Origin of the sequence: Pseudomonas asiatica (assembly GCF_009932335.1) — a bacterium.
Taxonomy (GTDB): domain Bacteria; phylum Pseudomonadota; class Gammaproteobacteria; order Pseudomonadales; family Pseudomonadaceae; genus Aquipseudomonas; species Aquipseudomonas asiatica.
This window is the reverse complement of sequence record NZ_BLJF01000001.1, coordinates 2,114,828-2,131,726: the sequence shown is the minus strand read 5'-3', so window position 1 is coordinate 2,131,726 and position 16,899 is coordinate 2,114,828. Positions and strand designations below refer to the sequence as shown.

Below are 16,899 nucleotides of genomic sequence, written 5' to 3'. Positions count from 1 at the left end.
GGCGCTCAACAGGGCGCCCGCGCTGCAATGCCCTGCAGGAACGCGTTCTCCAGCACCGTTGCACTCTCCCTCGGCGCGCGCCCTCGTTGGCGGGCATCGACCATGCCATGCAACAGCGATACGAACATCTCGGTCAGCAATGCCGCGGTGACATCCGCGCGAAATACACCCTGTCGCTGGCCGCTGAAGAACAATGCATCGAGCCGTTCCAGATAGAACCGGAGGTCGTGCTGCACGCTCATGTGCACAGGGTAACGGGAGGCGAGGAATGCGATCAGTTCACTTTGGGCCAGGTGCGCGCGGATCAGCTGACGCAACGCGGCCAGGGGCTCTGTGGAGGCCAACGTATCGCTGTTGTCGAGGATCTGCATCAGCGTGTCTTTGGCGTGCTGTTCGAGCTGGCTATCGAGGTTGTCTCTCGTCCCGCAGTAACGGTGCAAGGTGGCCCGGCTGATGCCCGCCAACGCCGCCAGTTCACCCATGGACGCTCTGGGCCGCAAGGCGGCAGCGGCATAGAGGGCATTCACCAGCTTGGCGGGAAGCGATGAAGGTGGGAAGCCTGAAGTGATCATGAGGAGCCTTGTTTGATTTATATGAGACATCATTGACTCATCTGGGTTTGAAAAGTAGCATTCGCCCCGTTTTCAATCAAGGCTCGGGTGAGTGATGGGCAAGACAGGTTCGATAAGAGTGGGCGTACTCGCTGTGGCGATTGCCTTGGCCGGGTGCGAGCCCGCAGCAGAGCAGTACGGTGCAGCCAATGCGAGCTACCCGGTGGAAATCGTGACGTTGGCCTCCGAGCAGGTGACCTTGGCCGCTGAGTTGCCGGGCCGGGTCGAGCCGATGCGCGTCGCAGAGGTGCGGGCGCGGGTGCCGGGTATCGTGTTGCACAAGCGCTTCGAGGAAGGGGCTGACGTCAAGGCGGGGGATGTGCTGTTCCAGATCGACCCGGCGCCGTTCAAGGCCGCCCTGGCCCGCGCCGAGGCGGACCTCGCCCGTGCCCAGGCCATGCAGCAGGAAGCCCAGGCACGTGTGAAGCGCTATGAGCCGCTGGTCAAGATCGAGGCGGTCAGCCAGCAGGACTTCGACAGCGCCACTGCCGAGTTGCGCAGTGCCCGTGCGGCGGTACGTTCCGCGCAGGCCGATGTGCAGGCCGCTCGCCTTAACCTGGGCTACGCCACTGTCACTGCGCCGATCTCCGGACGCATTGGCCGTGCGCTGGCCACCGAAGGCGCGTTGGTGGGGCAGGGGGATGCGACGCTGATGGCGCGTATCCAACAACTCGACCCGATCTACATCGACTTCACGCAGTCTGCCGCTGACGCGCTGCGCCTGCGACAAGCGGTGAAGGACGGCGCACTTTCGGCCGACAGCCAGCGCCTGACCGCGCAAGTGGAAGGCACCGATTTCCAGCGCTCGGGCGAGCTCATGTTCACCGATGTGAGTGTGGACCGCGGTACCGGCCAGGTCATCCTGCGGGGGCGTTTCGACAACGCGGACGGCACCCTCTTGCCGGGCATGTATGTGCGCGTGCGCACGCCGCAAGGCACCGACAACCACGCCATCCTGGTTCCTCAGCGTGCGGTCCAGCGAGGCAGTGACGGCCAGGCGCGGGTATTGGTCGCCGCCAATGGTATCGCTGAGGCACGCGTCGTGCGAACCGGCGTGATGCAGGGTTCGCGCTGGCAGATTACCGAGGGGCTGGAGCCGGGTGATCAGGTGATCGTCGGCAGCCCGGCCGGGCTGGCCCCCGGTATGCCGGTGGCGCCTGCCCAGAAACAAACGGCTGCCGCCCAGTGATGCGAGGGAAGTGAGATGTCCAGATTCTTCATCCATCGCCCGAACTTCGCCTGGGTCGTGGCGTTGTTCGTTTCACTGGCGGGCCTGCTGGTGATTCCATCCTTGCCCGTGGCCCAGTACCCCAACGTGGCGCCACCGCAGATTTCCATCACCGCCTCCTACCCCGGCGCTTCGGCCAAGGTCATGGTGGAGTCGGTGACCAGCATCATCGAACAGTCGCTCAATGGCGCCAAGGGCCTGCTGTACTACGAGTCCACCAACAACTCCAACGGCGTGGCCGAAGTGATGGTGACCTTCGAGCCAGGCACCGACCCGGACATGGCGCAGGTCGATGTGCAGAACCGTTTGAAACAGGCCGAGGCGCGCATGCCTCAGGCGGTGCTGACCCAAGGGCTGAAAGTCGAGCAGGCCAGTTCCGGTTTCCTGCTGATCTACGCCCTGACCAGCACGGCTGGCAACCGTGGCGATACCACGGCCTTGGCCGACTATGCCGCGCGTAACATCAACAACGAACTGCTGCGCGTGCCTGGCGTGGGCAAGCTGCAGTTCTTCGCCTCGGAAGCGGCCATGCGGGTCTGGGTGGACCCACAGAAACTGGTGGGCTATGGCCTGTCCATCGACGACATCAACACGGCGATTCGCGGCCAGAACGTCCAGGTGCCGGCCGGCAGCTTCGGCAGCACGCCGGGCGCCAGCGAGCAGGAACTGACCGCCACCCTGGCGGTGCAGGGCACCCTCGACACGCCGGAGGCTTTCGCCGGCATCGTCCTGCGCGCCAACCCGGATGGCTCCAGCGTACGCCTGCGTGATGTCGCGCGCATGGCCATCGGTAGCGAGAACTACAACCTGTCGGCACGCCTGAACGGCCACCCGGCGGTGGCCGGCGCGGTGCAGCTGGCGCCGGGCGCCAACGCCATTCAGACCGCGACGCTGGTCAAGGAGCGCTTGGCCGAACTGTCGCAGTTCTTCCCCGAAGGGGTCGAGTATTCGGTGCCGTACGATACCTCGCGCTTCGTCGACGTGGCCATCGAGAAGGTGATCCACACCTTGATCGAAGCCATGGTGCTGGTGTTCCTGGTGATGTTCCTGTTCCTGCAGAACGTCCGCTACACCCTGGTGCCCTCGATCGTGGTACCGGTGTGCCTGCTCGGGACGCTGATGATCATGAAGCTGCTCGGCTTCTCGGTGAATATGATGACCATGTTCGGCATGGTGCTGGCCATCGGCATCTTGGTGGACGACGCCATCGTGGTGGTGGAGAACGTCGAGCGCTTGATGGCCGAGGAAGGCCTGTCGCCGGTGGAGGCGACCATCAAGGCCATGGGGCAGGTTTCCGGGGCCATTATTGGTATCACCCTGGTACTGGCGGCGGTATTCCTGCCTTTGGCGTTCATGTCCGGTTCGGTGGGGGTGATCTACCAGCAGTTCTCTGTGTCTCTGGCTGTCTCGATCCTGTTCTCCGGCTTCCTGGCCTTGACCTTCACCCCAGCGCTGTGCGCCACGCTGCTCAAGCCAGTGCCTCAGGGCCATCATGAGAAGGGCGGTTTCTTCGGTGCCTTCAACCGTGGCTTCGCCCATATCACCGAGCGCTATTCGTTGCTCAATAACGGGCTGGTGGCGCGTGCCGGGCGCTGGATGCTGGCGTATGTCGGCATCCTGGTGGTGCTGGGCTATTCCTACCTGCGTCTACCGGAGGCCTTCGTGCCAGCTGAAGACCTGGGCTACAGCGTCGTCGACGTACAGTTGCCGCCAGGCGCCAGCCGGGTACGCACCGACCACACCGCCGAGACGCTGGAAAAATTCCTGATGTCTCGTGAGGCGGTGGCCAACTCGTTCATCGTCAGCGGCTTCAGTTTCTCGGGTCAGGGCGACAACGCCGCGCTGGCGTTCCCCACCTTCAAGGACTGGTCGCAGCGTGACAAGACGCAATCGGCAGAGGCGGAAACGGCAGCGATCAATGCGCAGTTCGCCGCCAACGGTGATGGTGCCATCACCGCGGTTATGCCGCCGCCCATCGACGGCCTGGGCAACTCCGGCGGTTTCGCCCTGCGTCTGATGGACCGTGGTGGCCTTGGCCGTGAAGCGCTGCTCGCCGCCCGTGACCAACTGCTGGCCCGCGCCAACAGCAACCCGGTGATTCTCTATGCGATGATGGAAGGCCTGGCCGAGGCGCCGCAGTTGCGTGTGCACATCGACCGGGAAAAAGCCCGAACACTGGGGGTGAGCTTCGAGGCCATCAACAGCACCTTGGCCACGGCTTTCGGTTCGGCGGTGATCAACGACTTCACCAATGCCGGGCGCCAGCAGCGCGTGGTGGTGCAGGCTGAGCAAGGCGAACGCATGACCCCCGAAAGCGTGCTGCGCCTCTATGCCCCGAATGCCAACGGCGAGCAGGTGCCGTTCAGCGCCTTCGTCACCACCCAGTGGGAAGAGGGGCCGGTGCAACTGGTGCGCTACAACGGCTACCCGTCCATCCGCATCGCCGGCGACGCTTCGCCGGGGCATAGTACTGGCCAGGCGATGGCCGAGATGGAGCGCCTGGTCAGCGAGCTGCCGCCGGGTATCGGCTACGCCTGGACGGGCCTTTCCTACCAGGAGAAGGTGTCCAGCGGCCAGGCGGCCAGCCTGTTCGCCCTGGCCATCTTGGTGGTGTTCCTGCTGCTGGTGGCGCTGTACGAGAGCTGGGCGATCCCGCTGACGGTCATGTTGATCGTGCCGATCGGTGCTCTGGGTGCGGTGTGGGCGGTGACGCTCACCGGCATGCCCAACGACGTGTACTTCAAGGTCGGCCTGATCACCATCATTGGCCTGGCGGCGAAGAACGCCATCCTGATCGTCGAGTTCGCCAAGGAACTGTGGGAGAAGGGCTACAGCCTGAGCGACGCCGCCATCGAGGCCGCGCGCCTGCGTTTCCGCCCGATCGTGATGACCTCCATGGCCTTCATCCTCGGCGTGGTGCCGCTGGCCATCGCCACCGGCGCCGGTGCGGCCAGTCAGCGCGCCATCGGTACCGGGGTGATCGGCGGCATGCTCAGCGCCACCTTGCTGGGCGTGGTGTTCGTGCCGATCTGTTTCGTATTCGTGCTGAAGCTGCTCAAGCGCAAGCCGGCCCCCGTGCAACACGCTGTCGAGGTAACCCAGTGATGCTCATGCGCAATCTTGCAATTCCGTTCGCGCTGGCCGTCACTTTGGCCGGCTGCTCCCTGGCACCGACCTACCAGCGCCCCGAGGCGCCGGTGGCGACCGCGTGGGGCGATGCCGCCGGCCATCGCGGCCGGGCGGTGGAGCAACTGGACTGGCAGGCGTTCATCGTCGACCCGTCCCTGCGCCAGCTGGTGGGGACCGCGCTGGACAACAACCGCTCGCTGCGCCAGACCCTGCTGGATATCGAGCAGGCCCGCGCGCAGTACCGCATCCAGCGTGCCGACCGGGTCCCGGGCTTGAATGCCGGGGCTTCCGGCAACCGCCAGCACTTGCCGACCGACTTGTCGAGCGATGGCCGCGAAGGGGTCAGCAGCACCTATCAGGTGGGGTTGTCGCTGCCGGAATACGAAGTGGACCTGTTCGGCCGTGTCAAAAGCCTGAGCGATGCGGCACTGGAACAGTACCTGGCCACCGAGGAAGTCGCGCGTGCCGCGCGCATCGCCCTGATCTCCGAGGTGAGCCAGGCCTACCTGACCCTGGACGGCGCCGAGCGGCGCCTGGCGCTGACCCGCCAGACCCTGGCCAGCCGCGAGGATTCGCTGGCCCTGGTCGGCCAGCGGCGCACCGCCGGCACGGCCACGGCGCTGGATCACCAGGAGGCGCTGGGGCTGGTCGAGCAGTCGCGGGCCGAGCTGGAAGGCATCGTGCGCGAGCAGCGCCAGGCCTACAACGCCCTGGTGCTGCTGCTGGGCAGCGCGGACGCGGCGAAGGCGATCCCGGCCGAGCGCGACGAGGCGCCGATGGTCCTGCAGGACATCGCCCCGGGCGCGCCGTCGGCGCTGATCGAACGTCGCCCGGACATCCTCGCCGCCGAGCATCGGCTGCGGGCGCGCAACGCCGATATTGGCGCGGCGCGGGCAGCGTTTTTCCCGCGTATCAGCCTGACCGGCAGCTTTGGGACCGCCAGTGCGCAGATGTCCGGGCTGTTCGACGGAGGCTCGCGTAGCTGGACCTTCATGCCGCAATTGTCGCTGCCGTTGTTCGACGCCGGGCGCAACCGGGCCGGGCTCAGCCTGGCCGAGGCACGCAAGGACTCGGCTGTGGCCGCCTATGAAGGCGCGATCCAGGTGGCCTTCCGCGAAGTGGCCGATGCGCTGGCCGCCACCGACACCCTGCGCCGTGAGCAGGCTGCGCGAAGGGCCCTGGTCGATACCAGTCGTGCGACCCTGGCGCTGGCCAAGGCACGTTACGAGGGGGGAGTGGACAACCATTTGCGCTACCTGGACGCCCAGCGCAACAGCAACGTGAACGAAGCGGCCTTCATCGAAGCCAGTACCCAGCGGCAACTGGCGTTGGTCGACCTGTTCCGCGCACTCGGTGGTGGGTGGTCGGGCAAGGGCTGAAACGGCCTCCTTTGGTTGGCATGTCCAGCCACTTCGCCCTAGGGATCGATGCCCTGGGGCTTTTTTTTTTGCGTGCGCAGTCAGGTCAGCGGGCGGGTGCCGCAGCGCCGTCGAGGAACATCAGTTCCAGCGTCTGCACGGACGTCGCGCTGGCCGCCCGCCCGCGTCGTTCGGCATCGACGATGCCGTACACCATGCTCAGGAACATTTCGGTGAAGATCGCCGCGCTGATATCGATACGGAAAGCTCCCGCCTTCTGGCCGCGCAGGAAGAAGGCATCCAGGGCGTCGGCATAGGCCCGCCACGGACGGTTCGCTTCGCTGTCGTCGAACGAGTCCGGGCGGTACTGGAAGAGCAGGAAGATCATCATCTCGCGATGCTTGAGGTGCTCGACGATGAGACGATGCAGGGCTGCGGTCGGGTCGCCGCCGTGCAAGTCAGCGTTGCCGATGACCTGGGAGAGGATCTGGTCGCCATAGCGTTCCAGCATGTTCACCAGGTTGTCACGGGTGCCGCAGAAACGGTGCAGGGTCGCTTTGCTCACGCCCGCCGCCTCGGCCAGCTCCTTCAAGGTGGCTCGGGGGTGGACGACGATCGCGTCGGCCAGCGCTTTGAGCAAGCGCTCATCGGTAGGGAGGTGCATCAGAAGATTCCACACTGCATATCGTGCAGGCATTGTGAAGGAAAACGGCTCATAGGGCACCCATTTGAGTAAATAATGGCTCAACCAAGGCTTGCAGGTCGCAGCCGTGCGGGTCCTTGCTTGCGGGCACCAAGGCACCGCCTCCCTCGGCGTTCCAGGTCGAGGGAGGCGGCGAAGCTCAGGGCAGGGTGAAGAGCACTTTGACCTTGTCATTGACGGCCGAGGTGTCGACATAGCCGATGGCATTCGACTCGCTGCCCACTTTGGCAATCACTGCGGCGTCATCATCCACGCTCTGCAGTGGTTGCCCCTTGCCCGTGAACACCAGGCCTGACCAGTACGACTTGAGCTGAGATTCGTTCTTGTTGGTCAGCGCGCTGTAGAACCTTTCCTTGGTGGGGTTCCAGCCTTTCTGGTCGAGGCCCTTGAGGCTGGTGTTCTTGCCCAGGAATATGTTGGCCACCTCGGCCTGGGACGGTGCGGCGCTGGCGCTGGCATTCACGATCACGGCCACTTCGGCGCGGGCCAGGGTGCAGGCCGTGGCCAGGGCTGCGGCGAACACTGCGGTGATGAGTGGTTTCATGTGGCGCTCCTTAGAAGACGAAATCGACGCCGACGCTGACGATATCGCCGTCGTAGTTGCGCGAAGGAGTGCCGGCGGCACCGTTGCTAGCCGCGAAGACTGCCTGGTCGAAGGTCTCTTGGGCGTTCTGCACGAAGGTGCCGCGGTAGCCGTTGCCGCGCGTGTCCACCCGCTTGTACTCGCCCTTGAGCACCAGGTTCGGCGCCAGGTTGTAGTTCACGCCGTAGGTCCAGGAGCTCTGGCGGCCAGCGTCTTCGTCGAGCTGAGCGTAAGTGAGGTGGAGCAGCACGTCGCCAAAACGGCGCCCGCCCATGAGGTAGAAGGCATCGATGCTGCCTTGCTGGTCACCTTCGGTGTTGTTGCTGGTCCACTCGTTCGAAGAGACCCAGGTGCCATTGTCGTACTGGTAACCGATGGATGCGAAGCGGCCTTTCTTGCGGTTCAGGCTCAGGAAGTCGACACGCGTGGGCGCTCCCCCAGGGGCGACCACCGACGCACTGAGGTCCGTGTCGATGTCTGCTTCGGCATACCCGACGCGCAGCGTGCCGAAGTCGTAGGTTTCCAGGCTGACATTCGCCGCGAAGATTTTCTTGTAGTCGATGTCGTACAGGTCATCCATGGCGAACAGGTTGCGCTTGGCGGCTTGGCCGCCTGCCACCTGGAGCGTCACGGAGCCGATGCCGGTGGGCAGGGTGTAGAGGGCATCGGCGCCTTCGTAGTTGCTCAGTTGGACCTGGCTGTAGACCTCATCCGGCAGCCGCAACCAAGGGTGGGTGACGCCGACGTCGAGGGTTTCGGAGTACATGTAGATCGGCAGGCGCAGCCGGCCTGCGCGCAATGTCAGGCCTTCGGTCGCCTTCCAGGAGAGGTAGGCCCATTCCAGGTTGCCTTTCCAGGTGTCCTGTTCCGGCTTGAGGGTGCCCTGCACGGTCATCCCCAGCTTGTCGGTGAGCCCATATTGGAGTTGGCCGCCCAGCCGGGAGAGCTGGTCACCGCGCCAGGCGTCCGTGGTCTGCCCGCTGATGCCGAAGCTCCGTCCTTGACCCTCGCCTCCCAGGTGGGTGAGGCCGGCAGTGCCGAAGCCGTTGAATCGATAGTCTCCCTGGTCCAGGGCCATTGCCGGGGTGGTCGCGATAAGGCCTGCGATACCGAGTGCTCTAATGCCTTGCATGCTTCAACTGCTCTTGTGGTGGGTAAGGGTCAAATGCGGAACTGAGCGGTGGCGCTGCGAAGGTGGTTGCCCATACCGACCAATTGCTCACCGAGCCGTGCGGTGGCGTCGGCACCTTGCGTGGTGGCCTGGGTATCCTGTTGCAGCTTCTCGGTGTCTTGCTGGATCGAACGGGAAAGGCCGATCTGCTCGTTGGTGAAACGGGCGATGCCGGCGTTCAACTCATCGATCTGGCGAACGGTCTTGGTAATCGCCTCCAGGGTCTGCGTGGCATGTTCTGAGCGCTCGATGCTTGTCCTGGCCTTCTCGCCGTTCAGGTTCATTGCGTGCAAGACGCCGCTGGCGCTGCTTTGCAGGCGCTGGATGATGTCTTGGATCTGCGCGATGGAAGCGGCGGTTTTCTGGGCCAGGTTGCGCACTTCGTCGGCGACCACGGCGAAGCCTCGCCCTTGCTCACCGGCCCGTGCCGCCTCGATGGCGGCGTTCAGGGCGAGCAGGTTGGTCTGTTCGGCGATGCTCCGGATCACCGTCAGCACCGCGCCGACATGCTGGGTTTCTGCTTCCAGTTGTTCCATGGCCTGCACCGAGCCGAGCACGCTGTTGCCCAGGTCGCCGATGCTGGAGGACAGTATGTCGATGTTGTGCCTGGCTTCGTTCGCCTGGCGCGCCGCGGCGCTGGCTTGCTCGGAGGCCTGTCCGGAGCGCTGTGCCACTTCTTGAATGCTGTTGGTCATGGTGTCGATGTCACTGCTGATGGACTCGGTGCGCTCCTGCTGCGAGCGCGCGCTGTCCTCCGCGCCCTGGGTGAGCCGGTGCAGCTCGCGGGACATCTGCTCCAGGGGCGCGGCGGTTTCGATGACCTGGCGCAGGGTGCCTTGCAGGCTGTCCAGCAAGCCGTTGAACAGGCCGATCATTTCGCCGATTTCGTCCGAGGAGTCGACATGCACGCGGCGGGTCAGGTCGCCATCGCCGCTGGCAATGGTCCTGAGCGACGCGATGACGCCGCGGACATTGCCCATGACCTGACGAATCACCCAGGCCGCGCTGGCGCTGACCAACAGCAGCAGGCAAAAGCTGAGCAGGTAGCCGACATGCGTGGTGGTGGCGTTGTCGGCGCGGACCTGGGTCAAGCTGCTCAGGAAGTCGGCGTAGGCGTGGCTGCGAAACTGTTCGCCCAGCGCCTGGGCGTTCTTGAGGTCGCTGGCCATGCGGTCGAAATGGGGGCGCAAATCATCGAACGCGGCCCCGTCGAGCAGTTGGCCGGAGGAGGCGAGCGCGTTATCGGCGTAGCGCTTGATCGCCGCTGACCAGGCTTGAAGCTCCCGGTGTCGGTCGGCCCGTTCAGCGGTCAGCGGTTCCAGGTCGCGCAGCCGCGCATGGACGTCGGCCAGCACGTCGCTCGCTTCATCCAAGGTGTCCCGCTCGCCCGCTGCCACGGCGCTGTTGAGCAGGCCGGGCAGGCGGGAAAACTGGAAGATCACGTTGTCGGCAGCTTCCAGCGTTGGGTAGCGCTGCTTTTCGAGCGATACCAATCGGCTGTCGTTGTCGTCCAGTTGCACCGCGGTGTAGCCCACGAACAGCAACAGACCGAACAGGGCGATGGCGGGTGGCAGGAAGAGTTTCAAGGTGAGCGAGATTTTTTTGAACATGGGCTGTGCGGGCCTCGTCGGAACGAAGGGCAAATCGCAGGCAAGCAGGGCCGCAAAAGCCGGTGCGCTGTTGGCAGGGCCTGCTATCGCTACGCGTCGGACAAAGGGCTGTCCTTCGGAAGTTGGCGTTACGTGATCATGGCGCCCCTCCGTGCCCCGTTGCGAATTGGCCACCCGCTTGCGCGGAGGGTCAGGCCGAGGCCAGGTTGGGAGAGGTGGGGGAAGGTGAGGTCGTCCATTTCAGACAACCTGCGTCTTTGTGGAATAAGGAGCCGGCAGTTCTGGCATGCCTGCTCGGATCGCGACAGCGTCTTGGTGCTAAAGCCCATTTTCGCTCCTGCCACTTGGTTGTGTTTTATTTGTTATATCAAGTGTTTTGTAAAATACAGGAGTTTTGCTTACATGCAAGACGCAATGGCGCCAGAGCCTGCAAAAAAAGCAGGGCAGGCGCTATCGGGGCCTGGTGCTTGGGTTGGGTCGGCAAGGCGCGGGGCGACGGTTGCGCGACGACGGAAGGCGGCGAAGACCGAGCGGTTTGGTGGGGTGACGCCTTCCTGGGAAGGCGCCGGGTTTACCGGGAGGCGACTTAGGACTTGGCGGTTTTAGGGGGAGAAATCATGACAATGAAGGCGTCAATCAAGGCCTTCCCGCGCTCTGCGCTGACAGGCTCGGATTCGAAAGGCAGCATCATGAGCCAGCCATCACTGAACGCGGCAATGTGATCGGCCAACACATCGGCCGGCACATCTTCACGGACCTGGCCCTGGCGCTGGCCGGCCTCCAGCACCGAAGTGGCCACCTCGCGGAAGTTGGTATAGCGCTGCTTGATGACGCTGGCGAACGCGGGCTGGTGCCGGGCATGGGTGAGCAGTTGCAGCCATGCAAGCCAGTTGCCTGGCTCGTCAAGGCTGATCCATTGGTGCCACTGCTCAATGAGCGACTTGATGTCGACCTGATCGAGGTGGATGTCCAGCAGTGCGTCGACCTTGTCGAACAGGGTCTGCGCAACGGCACTGACCATTTCTTCCTTGTTGGCGAAGTAGTAGGTCACCGCGCCTGTGGTGCACCCGGCGTGCTGCGCCACCTTGCGCATGGTGGCACCGGCATAGCCTTCTTGCGCGATCACCGCGATCGCCGCCGCCAGCAACTCGGACCTTTTGGCGTCGCGATCGCCAACCGGGCGCCCACGACGGGCAATCGGTTCGGATTCGCATTCATTGGCCTTGGCGTTGGGAGCAGGGCGGGGATGTGCTTCAGGCATAGGGAGGCGATTTCATCGGACAACCAATAGAGCCGGCAGTTTGCCACAGCACAGCCGACGCGCGCGATGTCAGTGGGTGGCGAGGCTCGTGCTTTTTACCTACCAGCTTTGTGGGCCAAGTGAGCGACGATGAACTGCATTGCGACCTCTACGGTAGGGGCCGTCGCCGAGCGCCCGGTGATGCGCAGTTGAAGCCAGGCCGACCAATAGGCGAGGGCGCTCTGGTAACTGCGCACGGTATTAGCCGCCGTGCCCGGCGAAGACGCCTCGACCGAGGCGCCACTGCATCCACCGCCAGTGGAACTGAGACGGCAATCCTTAATATATTGTATTATTTGACACGTATACCGTATTGTTAATTAAGTTTAATGACGATTAGCTCGGATAAGATTTAATTATCAGACCTAAAATGGTGGAGGGCAGGGCATGGCGGTAGGCGTACCGGAAAATGACGTGTTTGCGGCGGCGGACGCGGTCCTCGCCCGTGGCGAGCGGCCAACGGTGGAGCGGGTGCGCCAAGAGTTGGGGCGCGGCAGCCCCGCGCGGGTCGGGGCCTTGCTCGATCAGTGGTGGGAGCAACTGGCAGCGCGCCTGCGCGGCGAAACGCGCTTGCCTGGATTGCCAGCGGAGGTGGCACAGGCGTTTATGGCTATCTGGCAGCAGGCCACTACCCTGGCCCAGGGTGTGGCGGAGCAAGCGTTGGCCGGCCAGCGTCAGGTCCTAGCCGAGGAGCGCGAAGTGCTGGGTGCGCTGGAAGCTCGTGCCCGACTGGAGGTTGTCCAGGCGCGACAGCAAACAACCGAGGCCGTTACCGCACGGCAGGGCGCAGAAACCCGCTTGGCAGACCTAGAACAATTGCTTGCTCAGCGTCAGGCGCAGATCGACGACCTGCGTGCGCAGCGTGATGAATTGCAGGCGCAGCGTGACGATGCCCACCAGCAACTGGAGCAGATAGAGTCGCAGTTGTATGACAGCCGTAAGCAGGCCGAACATGCGCGCGTGGAGCAGCAGCGCTACACCCGTGACGTCGAAGACCGGGCCTATCGCGAGATCGATCGAGCCCGGGAGGAGAGCAAGGCGCTGGGCGCACAACTCAAGGACGCCCAGGGCCGGCTCAGTGTGGCCCAACGCAGCCTCGAGGAGTATCAGCTCAATCTCGGCGATGCCCGTGAGCAAACGCACGTCGCGCGTACCCAGGCGCAGCTATTGGCTGCCCAGTTGATACACGCCCAGCAACAAGCGACTGGGGCGGGGGAGCAAATGGCTGTTCTGCAAAGTGCATTGCAGGCAGTGCGCGAGGAGTTGGCTGCGACCCGTGAGCGTGCGATCGCTGCCGAAGCCCGTGTTGAAACGCTGGCCAGCCGGCCCAAGCGTTCAGAGAAAAGCCGTGGATGATGCCAAGCCGCCTCCGCATATGTGCCAGTCACGCCGTTTAACCTAGTAGGCCTTTATCAAGTCGGATGGGATCAGTGGCTGCCAAGGTTACGATGCCGAATCTGCTTCGTAGGGAGCGCAACGCGCGCTCTGCAAAAGCAGTCCCACGGAAGGCATTGGGCCAATTTCTCGACTACTGTGTGATAGCTATTGGCCTTTTTGTCTGAGGCTTACACAGGATCGGGAGCGGACGGATATGCGGGTTGCACGGCTGCAGATTGAGAATTTCCGTGGCATCAAGCGTGCGGATGTTTTGTTGCCCAAACATGCCGTCATCGTTGGTGATAACAACATTGGTAAGTCTACGCTCCTAGAGGCACTTGATCTCGTACTAGGCCCCGAGCGACTCTCCCGTAGGCCAGTGATAGATGAGCACGATTTTTATGCGGGAGAGTATGTCGATCTGCAGGGGCAGCCAGTAAACATAACCATAGAAGTGGTCATCACTGATCTGAATATGGATCAGGAAATGCGTTTTAGGGATCACATCGAGTGGTGGGATAATGGCGCGGGAGATCTGCTCGGAGGCCCGCCAGCAGAGAGTACTGACGAGCAGATGGTTCAGGCCTGTTTGCGCGTCGTTTTTATCGGCAGCTACGATGCCGATGAGGATGATTTCACTGGTACCACTTACTTCTGTTCGCCGATGAAACAGGATGGGTCCTACGATTTCTTCAGAACTGCCGATAAGCGTGTCTGTGGATTTCTGTATCTGCGCACGATCCGAACCGGCAGTCGTGCGTTGAGCCTTGAGCGTGGTTCGCTCTTGGACATCATTTTGCGGTTACAGGACGACAAGAACTTCAAAATCTGGGAAGGGCTTTTGGTTGAGCTTCGACAGTTGCAGGTTGCAGCTGATCCGGAGATCGGGATCAACGACATCCTGGCGGATGTTCAGGCCTCGATCCGCGGCTACATGCCCAGCGATGATGGTAGCGATCCCCAAATGCGTGTCACGCAACTGACTCGCGAGTCTCTGCGAAAAGCGTTAACTGTCTTCATGGCAACCGGTGCGCAGCGCAGTGATGGCGAAGCGCATGCAGCACCATTCCAGAGCCAAGGCACCGGTACTGTTAACATGATGGTACTGGCACTTCTGTCACTGATCGCGGAGCTAAAGCAGAACGTGATTTTTGCGATGGAGGAGCCAGAGATAGCAATCCCGCCGCATATTCAAAAACGCATCATCAACGGTGTGCGCAACAAGTCAGCCCAGGCGCTGTTTACCTCGCATTCGCCTTACGTGCTCGAAGAGTTCGACCCCGAGCAGGTAATCGTTATCAGCCGAAACGATGGAAACTTGAGTGCTATGCCTGCAGGGCTGCCGCCGGGCATCAAAGCAAAAATGTACCGGCAAGACATGCGGCTGCGTGTTTGTGAGGCCCTTCTGGCACGTCGGGTGCTGATTGCCGAAGGCCGGACGGAATATGACGCTTGGCCCGCCGTAGCGCGACTGCTTCATCAGCAGGAGCCGGAGTCTTTCATGCCGCTTGAGGCGTTGGGCATCCCAATCATCGATGCGACGACTGACTCGCTGATCGCTCCGATGGGGGCCTACTACCGCAGGCTCGGGAAGAAGGTCTATGCCGTTTTCGACGAGCAGGCACCCGAGCAATTGGAAGCTATTAGGGCGTCGGTCGACTACCCCTATCAAGCGCCTGAGAAAGGTTTCGAGAACGTCGTTCTCAAAGGAACCGATGAGGAAGTGTTGCGTGGCTGGGTTGCGTCTCTGGTCGACAGCGGTGCTTGGCCTTCAGACTTAAAGGACAAGGCCCCGGGCCCTGATGCCACGAAGGATGAGGTAGCAGCGATTCTAGGGGTGCTGCTGAAGCGCTGGAAAGGCGATGGTGCTGCTGCCAGCTTACTTTGTACCGCCATGACCCGACATCAACTCCCGGAATTCATTGTCAGCACCCTCGAGAGCATTACAGCCACAATTGTTCCCAAGAAGCCCGAGCCTGAACTGTCGGAACTGGATGATGACTTTCTCGATTTGGTTGGGCCTTAACAGATGATGGTGCTTGATCAGTCTCGACGGGATGTTATCGAGTCACCCAGACATCTGGTGGTGATGGGCGGCCCTGGCTCAGGGAAAACCACAGTCGCATTGCTCAAAGCTGAAGCATTTCTAGGCCGACTAGACCTCACAGAGTATCAGCAGGTGCTGTTCCTGAGCTTCGCCAGGGCAACGGTCGCGAGGGTTGCGGAACAGGCCGGGAAAATGCTGCCGAAACTTGAGCAGGCTCGGCTCGAGGTCAACACCTATCATGGCTTCACGTGGAATTTGCTGCGCAGCCATGGCTACTTGCTCCGCAACGGGCGACCCTTATCGCTTCTTCCTCCGCCAGAGGCTGCTGCGCGATTGTCCACATTGAGCGAAGAACAGATAGCCTTGGAGAAAATCAGGCTGCTCGAGGAGGAGGGACTGTTGCACTTCGACCTGTTCGCCAGCAATGCTGCCATGTTGCTGGAGAGAAGCCAGTCGCTGCAGCGCATCTACGGCAACAGCTATCCACTGATCATACTCGACGAGTTCCAGGACACGAACGAGGATGAGTGGCGTTTCATTCGGGCGTTGACTCGGCATAGCCAGGTGCTGGCTTTAGCTGATCCGGAACAACGAATCTACGAATTCCGCGGTGCCAGTGCTAGCAGGATTCAAGAGTTCGAACAGGCCTACCGCCCCGCCTCCTTTTCTTTTGGAATGGAAAATCACCGGAGCACAGGGACCGACATTGTCCAGTTCGGCAACGATCTGCTGGCAGGAGTAAATAGGGGCAGAGCCTACACCCATGTGTCGGTTACACCCTATGCGCCGCGCAAGGGGATGCTCCATCGGGCTTTCAAATTTGCCATTCTGACTGCTATAGCACGGTTGAATAGATACGGACGTGATTGGTCACTAGCCATTCTGGTTCCCAGCAAAAGCTTCATGGCTGAGGTTTCTGCGTACCTTTCGAGTGATGCGGACAATCTGCCCAGGCTTTCCCATGAGGTGGCGTTCGACCAGGAGGCGGCAGCGCTCTCTGCTACGGCGATCGCCGCGTTGCTGGAAGGTGGCGCGAATGCTGAACTCATTACTGAAAGACTTCTTAGAAACCTATGTGCTCATCTGCGTGGCAGGAAAGGCGAGAAAGCCCCAAGCAAGGCTCACTTGGAATTGGTACTCGCTCTGGAGCAGTTGTTCGGTGGGCAAGCACTTCGTCGAGCGCCGCACAAGCGGGTTCTTGCTGCCGCACAGCTTATTGCAGTCCAGCGTCTTGAGTTGCAATTGACTGGCGACCCCCAAGTTGACTGGGTTGCCGCACGACAATTTCTGGATTCAAGCACCGAGCAGGTTTTCAAGCAGATCGGTATAGATGGTCGGTATGTGCGCTTGCTTGGGAAGGGGTCGCTGCTTCGAAGCCGTTTGAGCGAGATGTGGCGCTCAGCTGAAGGCTATTCAGGAGCAGAGAAGCTGGTGCGGGATGCTCTTATTCAGGACCACTTTCAAGCTGTCACCAGGGACTGGAAGGGGCTCCATCTGATGACCATGCACAAATCGAAGGGAAAGGAATTCACAGAGGTCATTCTTTATGAGGGAGTGATGAAGGGGCGTTTCTTGCCGACCGAAGCAACCCCGGATCGCGTGCGTCAGGCCCGTTTAGCCATGCGTGTCGCTGTCACTCGTGCAATGAAGAAGGCGACTATCTTGACGCCGACTGGGCGAAATCGCTGCCCGTTGATTTGAACGCAAGATTGGGGATGCCGCCAGGGACCATCGTATTATTACTGATGTGCGGCTGATCGGACGTTGCGATCCGCTAACCTA

12 protein-coding genes and 1 pseudogene are annotated in these 16,899 nt (G+C 62.1%); 6 read left to right on the top strand and 7 right to left on the bottom strand.

Going from position 1 to position 16,899, the window contains the following annotated elements; all coding sequences use genetic code 11:
* Positions 1 to 5: 5 nt before the first annotated feature.
* Positions 6 to 572, bottom strand: a complete 567-nt coding sequence (locus tag GYA95_RS10020) for a TetR/AcrR family transcriptional regulator (RefSeq protein WP_015270439.1) — start codon at positions 570 to 572, stop codon at positions 6 to 8.
* A 94-nt stretch (positions 573 to 666) separates the two neighbouring features.
* On the opposite strand from GYA95_RS10020, the gene GYA95_RS10015 reads away from it, so the two are divergent.
* From GYA95_RS10015 to GYA95_RS10005, 3 genes are read left to right on the top strand one after another with little or no spacing between them, the layout of a single operon-like run.
* Positions 667 to 1,800 carry a MexC family multidrug efflux RND transporter periplasmic adaptor subunit gene (locus GYA95_RS10015; RefSeq protein WP_043935643.1) on the top strand — a complete coding sequence of 378 codons (1,134 nt, stop codon included), beginning with the start codon at positions 667 to 669 and terminating at the stop codon, positions 1,798 to 1,800.
* 15 nt (positions 1,801 to 1,815) lie between these two features.
* Positions 1,816 to 4,944, top strand: a complete 3,129-nt coding sequence (locus GYA95_RS10010; protein ID WP_015270437.1) for an efflux RND transporter permease subunit — start codon at positions 1,816 to 1,818, stop codon at positions 4,942 to 4,944.
* Positions 4,944 to 6,347 (top strand): efflux transporter outer membrane subunit, encoded by a 1,404-nt coding sequence (locus tag GYA95_RS10005; protein ID WP_015270436.1) that lies wholly within the window; start codon positions 4,944 to 4,946, stop codon positions 6,345 to 6,347. The genes GYA95_RS10010 and GYA95_RS10005 overlap by 1 nt, the downstream gene beginning before the upstream one ends.
* 85 nt (positions 6,348 to 6,432) lie before the next feature.
* Here the strand turns inward: GYA95_RS10005 and GYA95_RS10000 are convergent, their stop codons facing one another.
* The 6 genes and pseudogenes from GYA95_RS10000 to GYA95_RS27880 form a co-directional block, all read right to left on the bottom strand.
* A complete protein-coding gene (locus GYA95_RS10000) occupies positions 6,433 to 6,990 on the bottom strand; it encodes a TetR/AcrR family transcriptional regulator (protein WP_015270435.1) in 558 nt (185 codons plus the stop codon).
* Positions 6,991 to 7,168: 178 nt separating this feature from the next.
* A complete protein-coding gene (locus tag GYA95_RS09995) occupies positions 7,169 to 7,573 on the bottom strand; it encodes a hypothetical protein (RefSeq protein ID WP_003259136.1) in 405 nt (134 codons plus the stop codon).
* A 10-nt stretch (positions 7,574 to 7,583) separates the two neighbouring features.
* Positions 7,584 to 8,744, bottom strand: a complete 1,161-nt coding sequence (locus tag GYA95_RS09990) for a porin (RefSeq protein WP_080604876.1) — start codon at positions 8,742 to 8,744, stop codon at positions 7,584 to 7,586.
* Between the two features lie 29 nt (positions 8,745 to 8,773).
* Positions 8,774 to 10,393, bottom strand: coding sequence for a methyl-accepting chemotaxis protein (locus GYA95_RS28475; RefSeq protein WP_015270433.1), 1,620 nt, complete (start codon positions 10,391 to 10,393; stop codon positions 8,774 to 8,776).
* Between the two features lie 586 nt (positions 10,394 to 10,979).
* Positions 10,980 to 11,654 carry a TetR/AcrR family transcriptional regulator gene (locus GYA95_RS09980; RefSeq protein WP_015270431.1) on the bottom strand — a complete coding sequence of 225 codons (675 nt, stop codon included), beginning with the start codon at positions 11,652 to 11,654 and terminating at the stop codon, positions 10,980 to 10,982.
* A gap of 113 nt (positions 11,655 to 11,767) precedes the next feature.
* A pseudogene (locus GYA95_RS27880) lies at positions 11,768 to 11,908 on the bottom strand (integrase); the annotation flags it as partial.
* 172 nt (positions 11,909 to 12,080) lie between these two features.
* On the opposite strand from GYA95_RS27880, the gene GYA95_RS09975 reads away from it, so the two are divergent.
* The 3 genes from GYA95_RS09975 (at position 12,081) to GYA95_RS09965 (ending at position 16,818) form a co-directional block, all read left to right on the top strand.
* Positions 12,081 to 13,049 (top strand): DNA-binding protein, encoded by a 969-nt coding sequence (locus GYA95_RS09975; protein WP_015270430.1) that lies wholly within the window; start codon positions 12,081 to 12,083, stop codon positions 13,047 to 13,049.
* A 235-nt stretch (positions 13,050 to 13,284) separates the two neighbouring features.
* On the top strand, positions 13,285 to 15,096 hold the full coding sequence (locus GYA95_RS09970; RefSeq protein WP_015270429.1) for an ATP-dependent nuclease: 1,812 nt from the start codon (positions 13,285 to 13,287) through the stop codon (positions 15,094 to 15,096).
* A gap of 3 nt (positions 15,097 to 15,099) precedes the next feature.
* On the top strand, positions 15,100 to 16,818 hold the full coding sequence (locus GYA95_RS09965; RefSeq protein ID WP_015270428.1) for a UvrD-helicase domain-containing protein: 1,719 nt from the start codon (positions 15,100 to 15,102) through the stop codon (positions 16,816 to 16,818).
* The last annotated feature ends 81 nt before the right edge of the window (positions 16,819 to 16,899 follow it).

Excerpts from the sequence above, each read along its gene's own strand:
- GYA95_RS09995 (WP_003259136.1), bottom strand. The coding sequence starts at position 7,573 with ATGAAACCACTCATCACCGCAGTGTTCGCCGCAGCCCTGGCCACGGCC.
- GYA95_RS10010 (WP_015270437.1), top strand. The coding sequence starts at position 1,816 with ATGTCCAGATTCTTCATCCATCGCCCGAACTTCGCCTGGGTCGTGGCG.
- GYA95_RS10020 (WP_015270439.1), bottom strand. The coding sequence starts at position 572 with ATGATCACTTCAGGCTTCCCACCTTCATCGCTTCCCGCCAAGCTGGTG.
- GYA95_RS09970 (WP_015270429.1), top strand. The coding sequence starts at position 13,285 with ATGCGGGTTGCACGGCTGCAGATTGAGAATTTCCGTGGCATCAAGCGT.
- GYA95_RS09980 (WP_015270431.1), bottom strand. The coding sequence starts at position 11,654 with ATGCCTGAAGCACATCCCCGCCCTGCTCCCAACGCCAAGGCCAATGAA.
- GYA95_RS09965 (WP_015270428.1), top strand. The coding sequence starts at position 15,100 with ATGATGGTGCTTGATCAGTCTCGACGGGATGTTATCGAGTCACCCAGA.
- GYA95_RS09990 (WP_080604876.1), bottom strand. The coding sequence starts at position 8,744 with ATGCAAGGCATTAGAGCACTCGGTATCGCAGGCCTTATCGCGACCACC.
- GYA95_RS28475 (WP_015270433.1), bottom strand. The coding sequence starts at position 10,393 with ATGTTCAAAAAAATCTCGCTCACCTTGAAACTCTTCCTGCCACCCGCC.
- GYA95_RS10000 (WP_015270435.1), bottom strand. The coding sequence starts at position 6,990 with ATGCACCTCCCTACCGATGAGCGCTTGCTCAAAGCGCTGGCCGACGCG.
- GYA95_RS10015 (WP_043935643.1), top strand. The coding sequence starts at position 667 with ATGGGCAAGACAGGTTCGATAAGAGTGGGCGTACTCGCTGTGGCGATT.
- GYA95_RS09975 (WP_015270430.1), top strand. The coding sequence starts at position 12,081 with ATGGCGGTAGGCGTACCGGAAAATGACGTGTTTGCGGCGGCGGACGCG.
- GYA95_RS10005 (WP_015270436.1), top strand. The coding sequence starts at position 4,944 with ATGCTCATGCGCAATCTTGCAATTCCGTTCGCGCTGGCCGTCACTTTG.